Origin of the sequence: Mesorhizobium sp. WSM4308 (assembly GCF_002294905.1) — a bacterium.
Lineage (GTDB): Bacteria > Pseudomonadota > Alphaproteobacteria > Rhizobiales > Rhizobiaceae > Mesorhizobium.
Genome location: NZ_NSFW01000005.1, coordinates 62,868 through 80,612, shown reverse-complemented (window position 1 = coordinate 80,612; position 17,745 = coordinate 62,868). Strand labels below are relative to the sequence as shown.

20 protein-coding genes are annotated in these 17,745 nt (G+C 62.6%); 9 read left to right on the top strand and 11 right to left on the bottom strand.

The genetic code is table 11. The annotated features are described in order from the left end of the window. Nucleotides 1–28 precede the first annotated feature (28 nt). A complete protein-coding gene (locus CK227_RS10770) occupies nucleotides 29–1,282 on the bottom strand; it encodes a murein L,D-transpeptidase (protein ID WP_095770442.1) in 1,254 nt (417 codons plus the stop codon). 357 nt (nucleotides 1,283–1,639) lie between these two features. Here CK227_RS10770 and CK227_RS10765 point away from each other — a divergent pair, with 357 nt between their 5' ends. After that, a complete protein-coding gene (locus CK227_RS10765; protein WP_142887621.1) occupies nucleotides 1,640–2,173 on the top strand; it encodes a hypothetical protein in 534 nt (177 codons plus the stop codon). A 30-nt stretch (nucleotides 2,174–2,203) separates the two neighbouring features. Here CK227_RS10765 and CK227_RS10760 read toward each other — a convergent pair whose 3' ends face one another. The 4 genes from CK227_RS10760 to CK227_RS10745 all read right to left on the bottom strand — a co-directional run bounded on the left by CK227_RS10760 (nucleotide 2,204) and on the right by CK227_RS10745 (nucleotide 5,014). After that, complete coding sequence (locus CK227_RS10760; protein ID WP_245317963.1) at nucleotides 2,204–2,605, bottom strand: hypothetical protein; 402 nt, start codon at nucleotides 2,603–2,605, stop codon at nucleotides 2,204–2,206. Between the two features lie 192 nt (nucleotides 2,606–2,797). Further along, nucleotides 2,798–3,313, bottom strand: coding sequence for a winged helix DNA-binding protein (locus CK227_RS10755; protein ID WP_008875359.1), 516 nt, complete (start codon nucleotides 3,311–3,313; stop codon nucleotides 2,798–2,800). Nucleotides 3,314–3,551: 238 nt separating this feature from the next. Next, nucleotides 3,552–3,974, bottom strand: a complete 423-nt coding sequence (locus CK227_RS10750; RefSeq protein ID WP_095770445.1) for a DUF6163 family protein — start codon at nucleotides 3,972–3,974, stop codon at nucleotides 3,552–3,554. Next, the gene (locus tag CK227_RS10745; RefSeq protein WP_095770446.1) at nucleotides 3,971–5,014 is read right to left on the bottom strand and encodes an enoyl-CoA hydratase/isomerase family protein; all 1,044 of its coding nucleotides are present in this window, start codon (nucleotides 5,012–5,014) and stop codon (nucleotides 3,971–3,973) included. Before CK227_RS10745 ends, CK227_RS10750 begins: the two co-directional genes overlap by 4 nt. A gap of 185 nt (nucleotides 5,015–5,199) precedes the next feature. Here CK227_RS10745 and CK227_RS10740 point away from each other — a divergent pair, with 185 nt between their 5' ends. The 3 genes from CK227_RS10740 (at nucleotide 5,200) to CK227_RS10730 (ending at nucleotide 8,235) form a co-directional block, all read left to right on the top strand. Then, complete coding sequence (locus tag CK227_RS10740; protein ID WP_095770899.1) at nucleotides 5,200–6,021, top strand: DUF2066 domain-containing protein; 822 nt, start codon at nucleotides 5,200–5,202, stop codon at nucleotides 6,019–6,021. Between the two features lie 146 nt (nucleotides 6,022–6,167). Further along, the gene (hemB, locus tag CK227_RS10735; RefSeq protein ID WP_019857603.1) at nucleotides 6,168–7,199 is read left to right on the top strand and encodes a porphobilinogen synthase; all 1,032 of its coding nucleotides are present in this window, start codon (nucleotides 6,168–6,170) and stop codon (nucleotides 7,197–7,199) included. A gap of 388 nt (nucleotides 7,200–7,587) precedes the next feature. Next, nucleotides 7,588–8,235 (top strand): dihydrofolate reductase family protein, encoded by a 648-nt coding sequence (locus tag CK227_RS10730; protein WP_095770447.1) that lies wholly within the window; start codon nucleotides 7,588–7,590, stop codon nucleotides 8,233–8,235. Nucleotides 8,236–8,374: 139 nt separating this feature from the next. Here CK227_RS10730 and ppk2 read toward each other — a convergent pair whose 3' ends face one another. Next, on the bottom strand, nucleotides 8,375–9,295 hold the full coding sequence (gene ppk2 / locus CK227_RS10725) for a polyphosphate kinase 2 (RefSeq protein WP_095770448.1): 921 nt from the start codon (nucleotides 9,293–9,295) through the stop codon (nucleotides 8,375–8,377). Nucleotides 9,296–9,575: 280 nt separating this feature from the next. Between ppk2 and CK227_RS10720 the strand changes: the two genes are divergently transcribed. Beyond that, nucleotides 9,576–10,619 carry an aldo/keto reductase gene (locus tag CK227_RS10720; protein WP_095770449.1) on the top strand — a complete coding sequence of 348 codons (1,044 nt, stop codon included), beginning with the start codon at nucleotides 9,576–9,578 and terminating at the stop codon, nucleotides 10,617–10,619. 3 nt (nucleotides 10,620–10,622) lie between these two features. Here CK227_RS10720 and CK227_RS10715 read toward each other — a convergent pair whose 3' ends face one another. Next, nucleotides 10,623–11,609 carry a glycosyl transferase family 90 gene (locus CK227_RS10715; RefSeq protein WP_095770450.1) on the bottom strand — a complete coding sequence of 329 codons (987 nt, stop codon included), beginning with the start codon at nucleotides 11,607–11,609 and terminating at the stop codon, nucleotides 10,623–10,625. A 196-nt stretch (nucleotides 11,610–11,805) separates the two neighbouring features. On the opposite strand from CK227_RS10715, the gene CK227_RS10710 reads away from it, so the two are divergent. Continuing rightward, nucleotides 11,806–11,952: a hypothetical protein gene (locus tag CK227_RS10710; protein WP_019857598.1), complete on the top strand. Its 147-nt coding sequence runs from the start codon at nucleotides 11,806–11,808 to the stop codon at nucleotides 11,950–11,952. 54 nt (nucleotides 11,953–12,006) lie between these two features. On the opposite strand, the gene CK227_RS10705 is transcribed toward CK227_RS10710, so the two are convergent. Both CK227_RS10705 and CK227_RS10700 read right to left on the bottom strand, forming a co-directional pair. Beyond that, nucleotides 12,007–12,267, bottom strand: a complete 261-nt coding sequence (locus tag CK227_RS10705) for a DUF982 domain-containing protein (protein ID WP_010915577.1) — start codon at nucleotides 12,265–12,267, stop codon at nucleotides 12,007–12,009. A 102-nt stretch (nucleotides 12,268–12,369) separates the two neighbouring features. Continuing rightward, entirely contained in the window at nucleotides 12,370–13,035 is a 666-nt protein-coding gene (locus CK227_RS10700; protein WP_095770451.1) for a GntR family transcriptional regulator, read from the bottom strand. A gap of 117 nt (nucleotides 13,036–13,152) precedes the next feature. Here CK227_RS10700 and CK227_RS10695 point away from each other — a divergent pair, with 117 nt between their 5' ends. Then, on the top strand, nucleotides 13,153–14,406 hold the full coding sequence (locus CK227_RS10695; protein ID WP_095770452.1) for a multidrug efflux MFS transporter: 1,254 nt from the start codon (nucleotides 13,153–13,155) through the stop codon (nucleotides 14,404–14,406). A 24-nt stretch (nucleotides 14,407–14,430) separates the two neighbouring features. Then, entirely contained in the window at nucleotides 14,431–14,796 is a 366-nt protein-coding gene (locus CK227_RS10690) for a DUF423 domain-containing protein (protein ID WP_095770453.1), read from the top strand. Nucleotides 14,797–14,813: 17 nt separating this feature from the next. Here the strand turns inward: CK227_RS10690 and CK227_RS36685 are convergent, their stop codons facing one another. Beyond that, nucleotides 14,814–14,963, bottom strand: a complete 150-nt coding sequence (locus CK227_RS36685) for a hypothetical protein (RefSeq protein ID WP_095770454.1) — start codon at nucleotides 14,961–14,963, stop codon at nucleotides 14,814–14,816. A 358-nt stretch (nucleotides 14,964–15,321) separates the two neighbouring features. On the opposite strand from CK227_RS36685, the gene CK227_RS10675 reads away from it, so the two are divergent. Further along, nucleotides 15,322–16,398, top strand: a complete 1,077-nt coding sequence (locus tag CK227_RS10675) for a substrate-binding domain-containing protein (RefSeq protein ID WP_095770455.1) — start codon at nucleotides 15,322–15,324, stop codon at nucleotides 16,396–16,398. Nucleotides 16,399–16,406: 8 nt separating this feature from the next. On the opposite strand, the gene CK227_RS10670 is transcribed toward CK227_RS10675, so the two are convergent. Beyond that, nucleotides 16,407–17,585, bottom strand: a complete 1,179-nt coding sequence (locus tag CK227_RS10670) for an OpgC family protein (RefSeq protein WP_095770456.1) — start codon at nucleotides 17,583–17,585, stop codon at nucleotides 16,407–16,409. Between the last annotated feature and the right edge of the window lie 160 nt (nucleotides 17,586–17,745).

Here is a 17,745-nt window from a genome sequence, read left to right as displayed (position 1 = left end):
ACGGCCTTTCGTCAAAATTGTCAGTCTCTTAGAGTGAAGAGGTAATCTGCAGTTCGCTGGCGCCGTCGAGCGCGTAGACGTCGTCGCGGAACTGCACGACGCCCGGGGCCGTCGACCAGGCCGAGAGATAGAGGAAGTGGACCGGAACCGGGTTGGTGACCTGGATCGGCGTGTTTTCGCCGGTCTTGATCGCCGCCTCGAAATGCTGACGGTCCCAGCCCGGCGTGTCGCGCAGGATCCAGGTGACGAGGTCGCGCACATTCTGCACGCGCACGCAGCCCGAGGAATCGAAACGCATCATCTTGCCGAAAAGGCTCTGCTGCGGCGTATCGTGCATGTAGACGCCGTCTGGGCTGGGGAAATTGATCTTGACCGAGGCCATCGCGTTGCCCGCGCCAGGATCCTGGCGGAAGCGATACTTGGCGGCGTCGTCGGTCGACCAGTCGACAGTGAGCGGATCGACCTCGCTGCCGTCCGGCGCGAACAGGCGGATATGGCTGTCCTTCAGATAATCGGGATTCTTGCGCATCAGCGGAATGATGTCCTTGCGCACAATCGAGACCGGCGCGTTCCAGTACGGATTGACGATGATCTCGTTGATCTTGGAATTGACGATCGGCGTCTGGCGATCGATCTTGCCGACGATCGCGGTGTGGCGGAGCACGACACGGTCGTTCTCGACCGCTTCGATCTGTGCCGCCGGAATGTCGACCAGCACGTAGCGGCTGCCGAGCGTGCCGGCCTTCTCCTTGAGCCGCTGCAGGTTGGTCTGCAACTGGCCAAGCCGGATCTGCGCCGAAACGTTCATCGCGGCATAGGTGTACTTGCCCATGGAGCCGTCGGCCGGCAGGCCATGGCGCAACTGGAAGCGCTTGACCGCCGAGTCGACATAGGAATCGAAGGCGGTCGAGATGCCGGCGCTCTGCGACAGATCGCCCGCAGCCATCAGACGCTTGCGCAGCGGCACGACATCGGGATCATCGACACCGAGCTGCAGTTTCTTGGTTGCGGGGACCTCTGCCCAGCCGCCCTGCCCGACGATGTTTTGGTACTGCGCGACCGCCTGCTCGGTGAAGGCGACGGTCTGCGGGCTGAAGATCGGCAGCGTCGAGGCCACTTTGCCGCCTTCGCTGGCGCGAGCGTCGAACTGGTCGTCCCAATTGCCGCGGGCCGAGGATTTCAGGATATCCCCGATCACATCCTGCGCGCTCGCACGGCCGGCCACCATGGCGGCGGCGAGCAACGAGGCTCCGGAAAGGAAAAAGCGGCGGCTGGTTCTCATGGACGTTCCAGACATTCTTGTAGCATTCGATCAGGGGCGATTTTGCCCGCACTCTAAAGTTGGCAATCTTAACAATTAGCCAACCATGTCCGCATCGGTTCGGCCACAAACGCGTGACGCACCGTCCGGTTCCAGGTGAACGCACAGCCTGGACCGCAGCTTCACCGGCATCCTCGGTTCCATTGGAATATGGCGGCAACGTGGCCTTGGCCCGCGATTTGCATCGGGCGACGCAGCGAAATGAAGAGCCCGTGCTTTTTCGGTACCGATGCGCGATCAGCGGCCGCGACATCGACCGATGAACCGCAGGCCGATGATGATACACTGACAAGCCAGTCCAACGCGAGGAATGAGACCATGCCTGGTGTCCTTTCAGTCGTCGCGGCCTTCGCTTTGGCCGGAGGTCCAAACGGCAGCAGTCCAACGCCGGAGGAGACGGTCGCCTATTTCGTGCACGGCCTGGAACAGGGCGCGATCCCCAAATACGGGCAGCAGGCCGACGAACCGATGAAGCAGGTGTCCCGATCGCCGGCTATCTTCACCAGCACGGGCCCGAACGAGGTCGGCGACAAAACCGAAACGATCAGGTTCATCGTCACCAGGCTGGACGATTGCACCTACAAGGCAGAACAGCAGTTCGAGGAGGACGGCGACATCTACTACCGCCTGACCTACGAAGTTCGGCTTGGTAACGTGACCGCCCTGTCGTTCGACAGTCCGCCTTCAACCATCTCGCTGAAGGGACTGGTGAAATCCTGCTCAACCGACACCGAGGGCAGCTGCGACCTGACGCGAGAACCCGAAACAATCGGCCCGTTCTTCGGCGAACCAGGCCCGGCCGAACAGGCGCTTACCTATTTCCACGAGAAATTCTGTCCGCTGAAGCCGTAATCCTATCTGGCTGACTAATCGCACGATCCCTCAGCGTGGAGTTGCAACATTTGGGTCCGGACTTGGCTGCGCCCTCAATTCCGAACATCTTTGCAACACCTCATGCTGAGGATAGCGCAGGACCTTGTTATCCTCCAGTTTGAGCAACAGTTCCCGTCTCTCATCCGTGCTTTCACCATCCGTACACGACATGTCCAGGATGACGACATCCAGGCGGTTGATCTTCTGCACCTTGTCCAACGTGCAGCCCACCTCCCACATCTCCACTGCCTTGTCGGTATACGTCACGATCGAGTCATTGTGGTCACATGGGGAACTGCCTTCCGCTGCGAAAGAACCCTTCCACCACTCCTCGGCGAAGGCCGTTTGCGGGACCAGCAAAAGCACTGCGGCAACCGAGCAAGTCCTCGAGCGTTTTCCCAGACCCATCATGCGCGCGCTTCCCAGCCGTGACATTAGGCACTGCTGCAGCGAAAGCAAACCTGGCGGGATAGTGCCGACCGGGCGCCTGGGCTTCGGGATCAGGAAAAGAAAAAGGGCCGATGCCTTTCGGCACCAGCCTTGACCAGAGGTCGACATTTCGGCCGCGCTTCTGTGGCGCGGGCCAGATCTGATGTGGATGGCTTACATCCGGTAGGCGATGGTGTCGTTCCAGAAGCGGTCGAGGCGCTGCAAGGCGCGGTTCATCTGCTTGAACTCGTCGGTGTTGATGCCGCCGACCTGCTCGATCGAGCCGACATGGCGCTCATAGAGACCGGCGACGACCTCGGCCACCTCATTGCCCTTCGGGGTCAGCGAAACGCGGACCGAACGGCGGTCGATGCGCGAGCGTTGGTGGTTGATGAAGCCGAGATCGACCAGCTTCTTCAGATTGTAGGAGACATTCGAGCCGAGATAGTAGCCACGCGAGCGCAGTTCGCCGGCGGTCAGCTCGGAGTTGCCTATGTTGAAGAGCAGCAGCGCCTGGATGGCATTGATGTCGGAACGGCCGTTGCGGTCGAATTCGTCCTTGATGACATCAAGCAGACGGCGGTGCAGCCGCTCGACGAGCTGCAGCGATTCCATGTACAGCGAGCGGATAGCCTCGCGGCGGTCGTCGGAAACGTTGGCGGTCTTCGCCGCCGGACGCGAATTGATCATTGTCTTTGCCTCTCGTTTGTCGCCCTGGTGATTTTTTGTTTTTCACCTTGATCGCGACACTATCGAATACTCATAAAATTCGACTTAAACGCTAGGGCTAACAAGAGCTTACCGGTAAGAGGTTTCGGAAGAGGCTTAACGAACGGTCACCCGAGTAAGGATAATTAACCTAAAGGCTTAGGCACTTATCGCAGGGCTCAATCCGGGCGTTTGCCAAGTCGTCAACGGCCTCAACGGCTTAGTGCCGGACGGGGCGTTTCTGCAGCCAGATGACGACGCGAAAGACGATGTAGAGCAGCGCCACCGCCGCATGCGAGACCACGATCAGCGGCCGATGGCCAAAAAGCTCGGGAAACCCGGCATACATGACGGTCTCGGTGACCGCGCAGATGAACCAGATCACCGGGCCCCACGAGGCCAGCATCCACAACCCCGCCGCGGCAAAGGGGAAAAACACGGCGAGCATCACCGCCGCCACCTGCCAATGCACCGGCATCAGGTCGAAGCGCCACAACGGGCCTGGATAGAAGCCGATCAGCTTGATCCAGTACAGGATGCCGAACAGCAGGCAGTAGCCTGATATGACGCGCTGGAACCAGGCGAAGATCACCTCGACCGTCGAGGGCTGCAGCACGACGCGTCTCGACGTCACCTCGTTCATAGCGGGAGTTCCCGTTCGCCGAGCGGGGCGAAATAGGCCTCGACATCCGCCTCGCCGACCGCATCGAGCGTTGCCGGCCGCCATTGCGGCTTCGATCCCTTGTCGATGATGGCGGTGCGGATGCCTTCGTAGAAATCGTGGCCGGCAAGCATGCGGTTGAGGATGCGGAACTCCATCTTCATGCACTCGTCCATCGACAAGGTCTGCCCGGCGCTGATCTGCCGCCAGGCGACGCGAAGGCTGGTGGGCGAGCGCGTGCGCATCGTCGCCAGCGTCTTTGCCGCGAATTCGTCGGCGCGCGCCGCGCGGTCCAGGCTGTCGATGACATCCTGTAGCGAGGGCTGGGCGAAATGGCGTGAAATCGCTTCCAGCGTCGGCCTGTCGGTCTCCCGCTTTGCCGGGACGAAGAAACCGCGCAGCACCGATTCCGGATCGCCGGTAAGCACCAGCCGATCGAGAAAGCTGGCCTGGTCCTCGGCCTTGATGGTGTGGGTGGCCAGCCCCGACCACAGCGCATCGCCATGGCGGATGCGGTTGCCGGTCAGGGCCAGATACATGCCGAACGAGCCGCCAAGGTCGGGCAACAGATGGCTGGCGCCGACATCCGGGAAAAAGCCGATGCCGACCTCCGGCATGGCGAACTGGGCATTCTCGGTCATCACCCGGTGCGAGCCGTGAAAGGAAACGCCGACGCCGCCGCCCATGACGATGCCGTCGATGAGCGCCACATAGGGTTTCTTGAAGCTGTTGATGCGGGCGTTGAGCCTATACTCGTCGGCGAAGAACTCGACCGGCAGCTTTCCAGCCCGGCCGGCTTCATAAATGTGCAGGATGTCGCCTCCAGCCGAAAACGCCCTGCCCTCGGCCTTGACCAGGACGACGTCCACGCCGTCGTCGCGCTCCCAGGCATGCAGGGCCTTGCCCAGCGCCCTGACCATGCGATGGGTGACGGCATTGAGCGCCTGCGGTCGCGTCAGCGTGACGACACCGGCCCTGCCCAAGCGCTCGAAGCGAATTTCGTCGCCTCCATCAAAATCCATCGCCAGAGAATCCCTCCCCCGCGCCTGCGGGACTGAAGTGCTAAAGGCGGCGCATGGGTGCGTCAATGGCAGCAGCCTCCGCGCCGTGGTCTTGGCGACCGGCGGCGGGCGGTGCTACGAAGATCGCCGCCGTTGCAAGCGACGCGCCGATATCGCGCACAGACGGCGTCGGGGAACAGCTGGCCATGCCCGGATTTCTTCGTGCCGTGCTTTTGACGATCGGGGTCATGATCGCTGGCCTGGCGCCTCGTGCCGCATTGGCCATCACGACCGACGATCTCTACCAGTCGCGGACCATCGTCACCGGCCAGGGCGAGGTGAACCGCCGGATAGGCTTCAAGGATTGCCTGGACCGGGTTCTGGTCAGGGTTTCAGGCGATCAACGCCTGCTGGAGAAACCCGAAATGGCGGCTCTGCGCGACAAGGCAGGCGATTTTGTCGACTCCTTCCGCTACCATGACCGGCTGGAGGGCATTCCGATCCATGACGAGCAAGGCACGCATGACCGGCCGCATGATCTGAACTGTCTCTACAAGCCCGCCACGGTCAACAAGCTGCTCGCGCAGCTTGGCAGCAAGCCCTGGCTTGGCGAACGGCCAACGCTCGCCGTCTTTCTCACCGTCGAACAGGGCGCGAGGCATTTCGCGCTCAGCGCCGAGGAGGAGCGTGGCAAGACGATGCGCGAGTCTTTCGCCAATGCCACCGATCCGCTGTTGATGCATGTCGTATTTCCGAAGGCGGTACAGCTGGCCGAGCTGGGCGAAAAAGGGCTGCGCACCGACGACATGGCAAGGCTGGATCTGCTGGCCAAACATGCCGGTGGCGCGCAAGCGCTCGCTGGCAGCATCGTCTGGAGCGACAAGGATCTCGGGTGGATCGCCGATTGGCGCCTGGCCGATCACGGCAAGACCTATCGCTGGCAGGTGCGTGGCGTCAGCTTCGACGAGGCGTTCCGCGTGGCAATTGGCGGCGCCGCGCAGGTTCTTTCGGGTAATGGGCAGCCCTGACCGGATAGATATGGCGGGACGCGCCCATCTCGGCTTTGCCGATCTGCCCACAAGGCGGAGATTGGCGGCTTCGGCCTGGCACAATCGTGTCGCATTGGTCAGCGGCAAGGGCTCGTGATAAAACCTGCTGATCCGGAGTATTGGCCATGAACAAATTCACCCCGACAAAGCCAGCCGGCGCGCGCAGCGTCGACGACGTGACCGGCAGCCGCCGCCTGCGCCGCATGCGCAAGGCCGACTGGTCGCGCCGCCTGGTCCAGGAGAACCGGCTTTCGGTCGACGACCTGATCTGGCCGATCTTCGTTGTCGAGGGCCGGAATGTGCGCGAGCCGATCGCCGCCATGCCTGGCGTCTTCCGCCTGTCGGTCGATCTTGCCGTCAAGGAGGCCGAACGCGCGGCCAAGCTCGGCATTCCGGCACTCGCCACCTTCCCCAATGTCGAACTGGCCTTGCGCGACCAGACCGGCTCCCACATTCTCGACCCGGAAAACATCATCAACCGCGCCACTCGCGCGATCAAGGACGCGGTGCCCGGGATCGGCATCATCACCGACGCGGCGCTCGACCCGTTCACCAGCCACGGCCATGACGGCATCCTGCGCGACGGCATCATCGTCAACGACGAAACGGTCGAACAGGTCGCGGCGGCGGCCGTCATCCAGGCAGCGGCCGGCGCCGACATCATCGCGCCATCCGACATGATGGACGGCCGGATCGGCGCCATACGCGACGCGCTCGACGCCAACGGTTTTCAGGACGTCGCGATCATGTCCTATGCGACGAAGTTCGCCTCGGCCTTCTACGGCCCCTATCGCGAGGCCGTCGGCACCGCAGGCCTGCTCAAGGGCGACAAGAAGACCTATTACATCGACCACGCCAATTCGGATGAGGCGGTGCGCGAGGCCGAGCAGGACATCGCCGAGGGCGCGGACATGCTGATGGTCAAGCCCGGCCTGCCCTATCTCGACATCATCCGCCGGCTCAAGGACGAATTCCAGATGCCGACCTTCGCCTACCAGGTGTCGGGCGAATATTCGATGATCAAGGCGGCCGGCGCCAATGGCTGGATCGACGGCGAGAAGGCGATGCTGGAATCGCTGCTCGCCTTCAAGCGCGCCGGCTGCGACGGCATCTTGACCTATTTCGCGCCCGAAGTGGCCGAAATGCTGAAGGGGTAGTCCGGCCTGGCCGGCAAAGCCTTTCAGTAGACGTCACCAATCTTTCGACCGGTCGGCATTTCTTTCGAATTCCCGCAGACAAAAACCGGCAGCCCCGGCTATGATAGCCGCACGGCCGGAGACGGCCGGCAGCCCGCACGTCGCCAGGAGGCATGGCGAACGCCTCCAGAGGATACGTCCTGACCCGCTTCACCCGTCGGGCGATCGGCGGCCGTCCCAGCGGCCGGTTGTGATCCGAATCGATCGTCACGAAACGATAGGGACATCGCTTGGAGGCGAGATCCGGGTATGTGTCTTTTTCCCCTTAGAAAATAGCGCTTGCAATTTGCAATTGGTTTGCTAAACAACAACCGATTGCAAAACGCAACTGGTTATCGAGGAGGCTTTCATGTCCATGCTGCGTGTCAACGCATTCACCCTATCGCTCGACGGCTATGGCGCCGGCCCCGATCAGGATCTGCAAAATCCGCTCGGCATCGGCGGGGAATCCTTGCACAAGTGGTTTATCGACACCCGCACCTTCCGTGAGATGGTGCTCGGGCAAGAGGGCGGCACCACCGATATCAACGAGGCGTTCGCGGCGCGCAGTTTCGAAAATGTCGGCGCCTGGATCCTCGGCCGCAACATGTTCGGGCCGATCCGCGGCGAATGGCCTGACAACAGCTGGAAGGGCTGGTGGGGCGACAACCCGACCTACCATGTGCCGGTGTTCGTGCTGACGCACCACGCGCGGGCACCCATCACGATGGAAGGCGGCACGACCTTTTATTTTGTGACCGACGGCATCCATTCGGCGCTCGAGCAGGCGAAGGCGGCGGCCGGCGGCAAGGATGTGCGGATCGGTGGCGGGGTCGCCACCATCCGGCAATATCTGCAGGAGAGCTTGATCGACGAGATGCATCTGGCAATCTCGCCGGTGTTGCTTGGCAAGGGCGAGCACCTCTTCACCGGCCTGGATATGTTGAGGCTTGGCTATCAATGCACCGAGCAGGTGGCGACGGCGCTTGCCACGCATGTGGTGATCAAGCGGGCGTAGTTACAGCGCTTTCTCCCCGCCAGCGGCAATTTCATCAGAACAGGTTTGGCTGCGCAACGCCAACGATCGAAGTCAGCGCCGCCCCTCATCCGCCCTTCGGGCACCTTCTCCCCGTGAAACGGGGAGAAGGAAAAGGTGCTCAATACTTCTCCGGCACGTAGAGCTCGCGCGGCAGCGTCTGGCGCTCGTATTCTGGGTTGAAGACGCGTTCCGGCAGCGTGATCTCCTCGTGCGGCACCTCTTCATACGGCATCTGCTTGAGCAGATGATCGATGCAGTTCAGCCGCGCCCGCTTCTTGTCATTGCCCTCGACGATGAACCAGGGCGCCTCGGGAATGTTGGTGCGGGCGAAGGTCTCTTCCTTGGCCTTGGTGTACTGCTCCCAGCGCACGCGCGACTGCAGATCCATCGGCGACAGTTTCCACTGCTTCATCGGGTCATGGATGCGCATCAGGAAGCGCATCTGCTGCTCCTCGTCGGTGATCGAGAACCAGTATTTGACCACGGTGATGCCGGAGCGCACCAGCATCCGCTCGAACTCGGGAACGTCGCGGAAGAATTCCTCGACCTGGCCGGCATCGGCAAAGCCCATCACCCGCTCGACGCCGGAGCGGTTGTACCAGGAGCGGTCGAACAGCACGATCTCGCCGCCCGCCGGCAGATGCGGGACATAGCGCTGGAAATACCATTGCGACTTCTCGCGCTCGGTCGGCGCCGGCAGCGCCACGACACGGCAGATGCGCGGGTTGAGCCGCTGGGTTATGCGCTTGATGACGCCACCCTTGCCCGCGGAGTCACGGCCCTCGAAAATCACCACCAGCTTCTTCTTATGATAGGCGACCCAGGACTGCAGCTTGATCAGTTCGGACTGCAAGGTGATCAGGTCGCGAAAATATTGCATGCGGTCGATCGAAGGCGGATGCGCGTTCTTGTAGATCTTGGCGATCTCCATCGACAGCGCCGGCTCCGACATTTCGAGCTCATAGTCTTCGTCGAGCGTGTCGGCGAGCTCGGCTTCGAGCCAATCCTTGGCGGGAGAATTCTGTCTTTGCTCAGTCATTTGCACTGCTCCGCTTGCAAGCCCTGTCGGTTCCCATACGGCGCCCAAATTGCTGGCTAGCGGCCTGGAAGGGAAACACCTGAGCCGACTTCAATATAGAGCGGCAGTGACGGTTTTATTGCAGCCGGACGCTATAGCGGCCGCAGCGGCGTCCGCCATGTCCAATCGATCCATCGCCATGGCATGGCGACAAGCCGGCCGAATTGTCCTACAAATCCTCTGTCGCATTCCGGGCTGCCCTTTGGCCCCGCCCCCATTTAACGCAATCGCGAGGACTGACATGGAATACCGCATCCTTGGCCGTTCCGGCCTGAAGGTTTCGACACTGACTTTGGGCACCATGACCTTCGGCGGCACCGGGCCCTTCGCCGCGGTCGGCAACAGCGATCTTGGCGAAGCCAAGCGCATGATCGACATGTGCATCGATGCCGGCATCAATCTCATCGACACGGCCAATGTCTACTCCAACGGCCTGTCGGAGGAGATCATCGGCGAGGCACTCGGCGGCAAGCGCAGGAACGACGTGCTGATTGCCTCCAAGGCGCGCATGCGGATCGGCAGTGGACCGAACGACGAAGGCCTGTCGCGCCACCACCTGATCCGCGAATGCGAGAAGAGCCTGAAGCGGCTGAAGACCGACGTCATCGACATCTATTTCGTCCACCAGTGGGACGGGCTTACCCCGGTCGAGGAAACGGTCGCGGCGCTCGACACTTTGGTCAACCAGGGCAAGGTGCGCTATATCGGCTGCTCCAACTGGTCCGGGTGGCAGGTGATGAAGGCGCTGTCCGTCAGCGACAGCCGTCACCAGCAGCGCTTCGTCACCCAGCAAATCCACTACACGCTGGAGGCACGCGAGGCGGAATATGAACTGCTGCCGATATCGGTCGACCAGGGGCTGGGCGTGCTGGTCTGGAGCCCGCTCGCCGGCGGCCTGCTGTCCGGCAAATACCACCGCGACAGCCCGACCGCACGGCAACTCGCCGGCTGGTCCGAGCCGCCGATCCGCGACGAGGACCGGCTCTGGCGGATCGTCGATGTGCTGGTCGAGATCGGCAAGGCTCGCGGCGTATCGGCCGCGCAGGTGGCGCTGGCCTGGCTACTCGGCCGTCCCGCTGTCTCCTCGCTGGTGATCGGCGCCCGCAACGATGCCCAGCTCAAGGACAATCTCGCGGCCGCAAGCCTGGCGCTCAGCCCTGAGGAACGCCAGCGCCTCGACGCGGTCAGCCGGCCGCCCGTGCTCTACCCCTATTGGCACCAGCAATTGACGGCCAAGGATCGCTTCGGCCCTGCCGACACGGTTCTCGACCGCAGCGTCATCTGACCATCAGGCGGAGGCGCGCTTGCCCTCGATGAAGCGCCAGAGCTCGGGATCGGGCTCGATCTGGCCGCTGAGCACGAAGTATTTGTAGAGCACGAGCAGGGAGATCGCCTGCTCGTCTCGCTCATTGGAGAATTTCCGGCAATAGGCATTGGCCGCGGCAATGATGCGCTCTGCCTGCGCCGGATGTCGTTCGAAATGGCGCACCTTTTCGTCGAGATCAGCGAAATCCGGATCGAGCGGCACATAGTGGACATTGGCCTCGAGCTGGCGCTCCGCGAACCATGTCTCGTATGTCGGCGGCGGCATCAGGCAAAGCGACTTCGAGCTCAAGATCCATTTGAGGTTGGTCGCCACGTCATTGCCCTCGAGCGAGACGATGTAGCGGTAGCGCTGGTGCTGGCTGATGCTGAGAAAGGGCTTGGCGTATTCGGCCGGTGCGTTCGGCTTGTGCGAGCCGGCATCGCAGAATGGCAGGTCGCGCACCGCTTGCAGAAACCGTGTCCTGATCGGATTGTTGAGATCACCGCGCCAGACCACCATAGACAACTTGTCGGCGAACGAGATGGTGTCAGCCGGCATCTGGAAGTGACGGAATTTGTCGAGCTTCATGATGACCGCGTTCTGGTCGTCATCACGAATCGGCCTATCCTTGACGATCGTCGGCACCTTCGGCACGTCCCTGACGTCGCCGAATTCGACGTCGATGAGCAATCCGGGATCGAAATAGCGGGCGAATTCCTTCAGGTCGTAATAGTACATGGTCGGCGTGAACGGCAGTTTGCTGATGCGCACCGCATTGGCGCTTGGCGCGAAACCGTCCTGCAGCTTGTTGTAGTAGTTCAACCGCCACCGCGCCGCCTCGTCGGAACGCATGGCCTGTTCGAGGCGAGCAGCCAGCCTGCGGCGGAACAGGGCTTGGGGAATGACATCGCGCACGACGTTTCGCGCATAGTAGAAAACCCGTGCCGACGTCCGCGCAATTGTAGCCATGATTCACTTGGTCAAAACAAACGGGCAGCACTCAAATACGCTGGCGCCCCGCGTTTCCTACATCATTATGGCGCCGATCTGGCAAGCCCCTCGATCTCCGGGGCGGCGCCCGTGCACTGTCGTTTCAGCTGTTGTGTTTGACGGCTAATGCTCCTAGGCAGGGTCGGAGCCGCAAGGCAGGTCAAAAGGAGCCGATATGGCACGAGCACCAAACTACGATCAGGAACGCAAGGAACGCGACCGGCAGAAGGCGGCGAAGAAAGCCGAAAAGCTGGCGGCCAAGGTTGCCGCGCGCGAACGTTCCAAGCCCGAGGCAGAGATCGAAAACGAAACGGCGGAATGACGGCAAAAGGCCCGCATATGCGGGCCTCGCGTCAATCCAGGCTGTGGTCCTGCGTCAGGCAGGAGCCTTGTCGCTGACAAAAACGTCCACTTCGCGCGCCGCGGCGATAAAGGCGCGCCGCGCGTTCATCGCCGGCTTGTCGCCGGCCAGTGCGTCGTGGCAGGCCTGCAGCGCCGCGCGATGCTTGGGACTGCGCTTGCCTGGCCAGCTGTTGAGTAGATATTCGGATGCCTCGCGGGCCGTTCGCAAGAGCTGGGTGCTTCCCGCCGTGACGGACTTGACGGTCACTGGTGTTTCAAATCGGTTGTTTTCCATCGCCGCTCTTACGCCATCGGCGTCCGTGAAGCGAGGCCGAAAGTGCGCTTGGCGCGAGGCGTCGCCTGTTTTTGCCGGCGAGCGCCCTGCCCCATAGCGGTGCTAAGCAGCGACGACGGCAAATCCCCTGGCGCGAAGGCCGCGCCGGTCGTTGGCGAGCGACGTCACCAGCCGGTCGCGGCTGCCGACGATGTGCGCAGAAAGCAGGCGGGCCGCTTCATCGGCATCGCCAAGGCGTGCCGCGGCCAGAATGGCGCGGTGTTCGGCCCAGGCGCGACCAAGGGCCGCTTCGTCACGCACTTCCAGCCAGCGAGCGCGCGACAGGCGCGTCATGGCATCGCGCACCGCCCTGAACAGAAATTCGTTGCCGGACAGGCGCGCCAGCTCGATGTGAAAATCCATGCCGACACGATGCCACTCCTCGCGCGGCGTATTGTCGTCGCAGGAATCGAGCATCGCCTCGATCACGTCGATGGTGCTGCTTTCGGCATGCGTGCATGTCAGCCGGACAGCTGCGACCTCGACTGCTTCGCGATAGACCGCGATCTGCTCGAGCTCGGCAAGGTTGATGGGCGATACCGTCCAGCCGCGGCCATCCCTGCCGACCAGCCCCTCGGTCTCCAGCCGCAGAAGTGCTGCCCTGACCGGCGTGCGCGAGGCGCCGAAGCGGCCTTCGATCCAACGCTCGGTCAATTTCTCGCCTGGACCGATCTCAAGCCCCAGGATCATCTCGCGCAACTGCCGTTCGACATTCTGCATCTGCGACATAGCGCTTCCTTGTTCCGAAGCCGCATTGACAGCAGCCGGGTTGGAGTTCATGACGGATACCAGTTTGGTATCCCAAAATGGTATCCGCAACAAGCGCTGATATCGGGCAGGCAGGACATGACACAGGAAGACACGCAACAGAGCGGCTACAACATCCACTGGCGGCGCAATCTCGCCGTCTGTTTCGGTGGCTCGTTCAGCACGCTCATCGCCATGACCCTGCTGTTGCCCTTCCTGCCGCTTTACGTCGAACAGCTCGGCGCGCAAGGCCATGCCGCCATCGTGCAATGGTCCGGCATCGCCTATGGCGCCACCTTCTTCGCCGCGGCCTTGGTCGCGCCCTTGTGGGGACGGCTGGGCGACCGCTACGGCCGCAAGGTGATGCTGGTGCGCGCCAGCTTCGGCATGGCGATCTGCATGTCGCTGACAGGCATGGTCGAGACGGTCTGGCAACTGGTGCTGCTGCGCCTGCTGATCGGCTTTGCCGGCGGCTATTCCTCGGGGTCGACCATATTGGTGGCCATGCAGACGCCCAAGGACCGTTCCGGCTGGGCGCTGGGCGTGCTGTCTGCGGGAATAACGGCGGGCTCGCTGGTCGGGCCCCTGCTTGGCGGTGTGCTGCCGCCAGTGATCGGCATTCGCGCCACCTTCCTTCTGTCCGGCGGCGTCATCTTCCTTGCCTTCCTGGCAACGACCTTCCTCATCAAGGAGACCCCGCGCCCGAAGCCGGTAAAGGCGGGATCTGGCGCCAGGCCGAAAAGCGGCTGGTCACGGATTCCAGACAAGCGCCCGGTCGTGGCCATGCTGATAACCGGTATGCTGCTGGCCTTCGCCAACATGTCGATCGAGCCGATCATCACCGTCTATGTGCAGCAGCTCATCGAGGATCAGAGCCGGGTGACGATGGTCGCCGGCGTGGTGATGTCGGCGGCGGCGCTGGGCACCATCCTGTCGGCGTCCTGGCTCGGCAAGCTCGCTGACCGCGTCGGTCACTGGAACGTCGTCGTCGGGGCGCTGACCGTCTCGGCCCTGCTGCTGATGCCGCAAGCCTTCGTCACCAATGGCTGGCAACTGATCGGCCTGCGCTTCCTGATGGGTCTGGCGCTCGGCGGCTTGCTGCCCTGCATCACCAGCGTCATCCGCCACAACATCCCGGACGGCGTCGGCGGCAATGTGCTTGGCCTGGCGATCTCGGCGCAGTATGTCGGGCAGGTTGCGGGACCATTGACCGGCGGCTTCGTCGGCGGTCATTTCGGCATGCGGGCGGTGTTTCTCGGCACATCGGCGCTGATGGCCGGCGGCGCCGTCTACAACTGGATCGTCCAGTCGCGGCGCATACGGCATATGGCGCTGGAAGCAAGTGAGTCCTGAGAGCGTTAGAGGGAGCTGGCCGACATGAATTCCGCCGAACCAAGCGCCAGCCGTCTCCTCGTGCTTGCCGGCGGTCTCTCCGGCGCAGCGGGCGTGGCGCTGTCGGCAGCGGCCGCGCACCGCGGCGGCGCCTTTACCGGCACGGCCGCGTCGTTCCTCTTGATGCACGCGCCTGTCTTCCTCGCCGTCGGCCTCATCGGCGCGAATCGCTGCCTGCGGATCGCGAGCCTCGTCCTGCTTGCCGGGCTCCTGCTTTTCGCGGGCGATCTCCTCGCCCGCGATTTCCTCGGATCGAGACTGTTTCCGATGTCGGCGCCAATCGGAGGCACCCTGCTCATCGCCGGCTGGCTGGGGATAGCGATCTCCGCCCTGGTGCGTCCGCGTTCCTGAGACCGACTACGCGGGTATCAATCCTTGGGACGTTCGGTACGTACCCAAAGATCGCGATTGCGCGCGGCCGGCTTTGTCAGGCGCCGCACCCTCGGCCGCTCGGCGGCCGGGGCGATGCCCCAGTAGTTGCGATAGATGTCCTCGAACAAATGCTTGATGGGATGCATGGTTCTTCTCCCTTTGAATTGAATCGATCCAATCAGTGAGCAAAAAATGCGTCGCTTAGCTGCACTTGCGCTCCACAAGGAAGCGAAGATCGCGAATCCAAGGGCCGGTCCTGCCCCGGCGCCTGGAGCTGTTGGCGGATCCGATCCGCCAGCCGTTGCGGTAGATGTCTTCGAACAGATAATTGACGGGATGCATGGCTACCTCCTCCTTGTCACTCAGCAGAGGCAAATCTGCAGTTTGGATCGATTCAAACATAGTCTTCAAGGCATCTTCGGTCAAGCAAAATTTGAATCGATCCAACGAAAATGCTAGATGCAAATCCGGAACGTGCTAAATGCATGTCAGGAGGCACGCACAATGGCGTCACTCACCGCAGGCAATCGAAGACCCGTCCGGCTGGCCGACATCGCCAAGGCCGCCGGTGTTTCGCACGGCACCGCATCCAATGTCTTCAGCCGCCCGGAGATCGTGCGCGAGGAAGTCCGCGAAAGGGTAAAGGCGGCGGCCGAGGCGATGGGCTATGGCGGGCCGGATCCCAAGGGCCGCCTGTTGCGGGCGGGCAAGGTCAACGCCATCGGCGTTGCCACGGCCGAACCCCTCTCCTACTTCTTCGACGATCCCTTCGCGCGCGTCATGATGGCGAGCATCTCGCAGGCCTGCGACGCTACGGGAGCCGGCATCTCCCTGGTCTCGGCCGCCAACAATGAACAACTGGCCTGGAACATCCAGAGCGCCTTGGTCGACGGCTTCATCGTCTTCTGCATCGAAGGCGGCTCGCGCCTCGTGGAACTGGCACGCGAGCGCAAATTGCCCTTCGTGGCGCTCGACCTGGACTCCGAGGATGGGGCGGTTGCGGCGATCGGCGTCGACAACATCGCCGGCGCCAGCCTGGCGGCTCGCCATCTGACGGATCTCGGACATCGCCGCTTCGCCGTCCTGGCACTGCCTTTTGCCGACGGCAGGACAGGGCTCGTTTCACCCGAGCAGGTTCGATCCGCGACCTATGCGGGAACGCGCGACCGCCTCACCGGCTATCTCCAGGAACTCTCGCGGGTCGGCATCGACACATCCAAGGTGCCCGTCTACGAGACCGCCAACGATGCGGCCAGCACGAAAGCGGCGCTCGAAACCATCTTCGCCGCCAAGGAGCCGCCCACGGCCATCCTGGCGATGTCGGACAAGATAGCCCTGGTGACGCTCGAATGGCTGAGCGCACGCAAGCTCAACGTCCCAAACGATGTTTCCATCGTCGGGTTCGACGGTGTTCCGGAAGCCACCATGTCGGAGCCGCCCTTGACCACGATCGCCCAGCCGATCGCCGAAATGGGCCGCCTTGCCGTCAAGGCGATCCTGGAGAGCGACGGCAAGGTCAGCCGGCAATTGCTGCCGGTCGAGCTGATCGTGCGCGCCTCGTCGGCTCCCCCGCGCGGCTGAACCGCCCCTCAGCGATTGGCCCTTGCTACCGCCGAGATGCCGAAAGACGCACGCACCGGCGTGATGTCCTTTTGCGGCGCGCGAACCTTGCCCAAGCCACCGATGGCCGACAGCCATTCGAGATAGAAGGCCAGCGCGAACTGCATGGCGATGCCGGCCGACAGCAGCAGGGTGTCATAGGCAAGCCCGCCCGGATTGATCAGTTTCATCACCTGCGCGACCATGGCGATCACCGTGCCGGCGATGAAGACCGGCAGAGAGCGCTTGCCGAGTATCGCCAGCGGGTGATCAGGGCTGGTGCGGAACAGGTTCGACAGCGCCGGCAAGGCGACGATGAGGTAGCTGACCGCCAGTATATGCAACAGCCGCGGCAGCGACAGGAACGTCTTGTCGAAGCCACCGAGCACCACGGGAAGCTTGAACCAGGTTATCTGCCCCCAAAGCGGGCTGTGCACCCAGACCAGCGCCGTCGCCACATAGGCCGCGGCCGCGCCGACCAGCCAGCGGTTGACCGGAATGACTCCGCCGCGCCTGACATGCAGCATGGCGGCAAGGCCGATGTTGAACAGGAACTGCCAGGACAGCGGGTTCAGGAACCAGAAGCCGGGCTCGGGATAATTGGGCGGGGCAATCTGCCAGATGCCGGCGACGAGCCACAGCGCACCGGACGCGGCAAGTGCCGCGGCAGGCCGGTAGCTGATGAGCAGGACGAAGGCCGGAGCCATCAAGAGCAGCGCGGCGTAGACTGGCAGGATGTTGTTGTAGCCAAGCTGATGGCCGAGCGTGACGATGCCGACCAGCACCTCCGGCGTGTTCTTCATCAATGGCTCGATGTTGATCAGTTTCAGCAGCTCCGGGCGCCTGGCGAACACCGCCACGGTGCAGAACAAGCCGATCACCACCATCGTGGTGACGATGTGGGCGACGTAGAGCACGGCTGCGCGCCGCCACATCTTCAACGTGGCCAGAAGCCGACCACCCGGCCGGAACTTGGTGCCGTAGGCGAGCGCGACCGAGATGCCGGAAATCAGCACGAAAGCCTCGGCCGCGTCCGAAAAACCTAAATTCTTGTAGGTCAGGGTTTCGAAAGCCGTGCCGGGCACATGGTCGATGAAAATGATGATCAGGGCCAGCGCGCGCAGCACATCGATACGCGTATCGCGTTGGGGCGAAATAGGGGTAGTCATCGACAAAAGGCCTCAAAGCTGGTTGTTCATGTCCAGCAATGCGACCCCCGGCGCACCGCTTCGATTCCTCCCACGCGGAGTATATCGGCGCATAAACGGGCCGGAATGCGCCCGGTTCAATCAACTTTCGCGGAGCATGAAAATATTGCGTTTTGAAGCC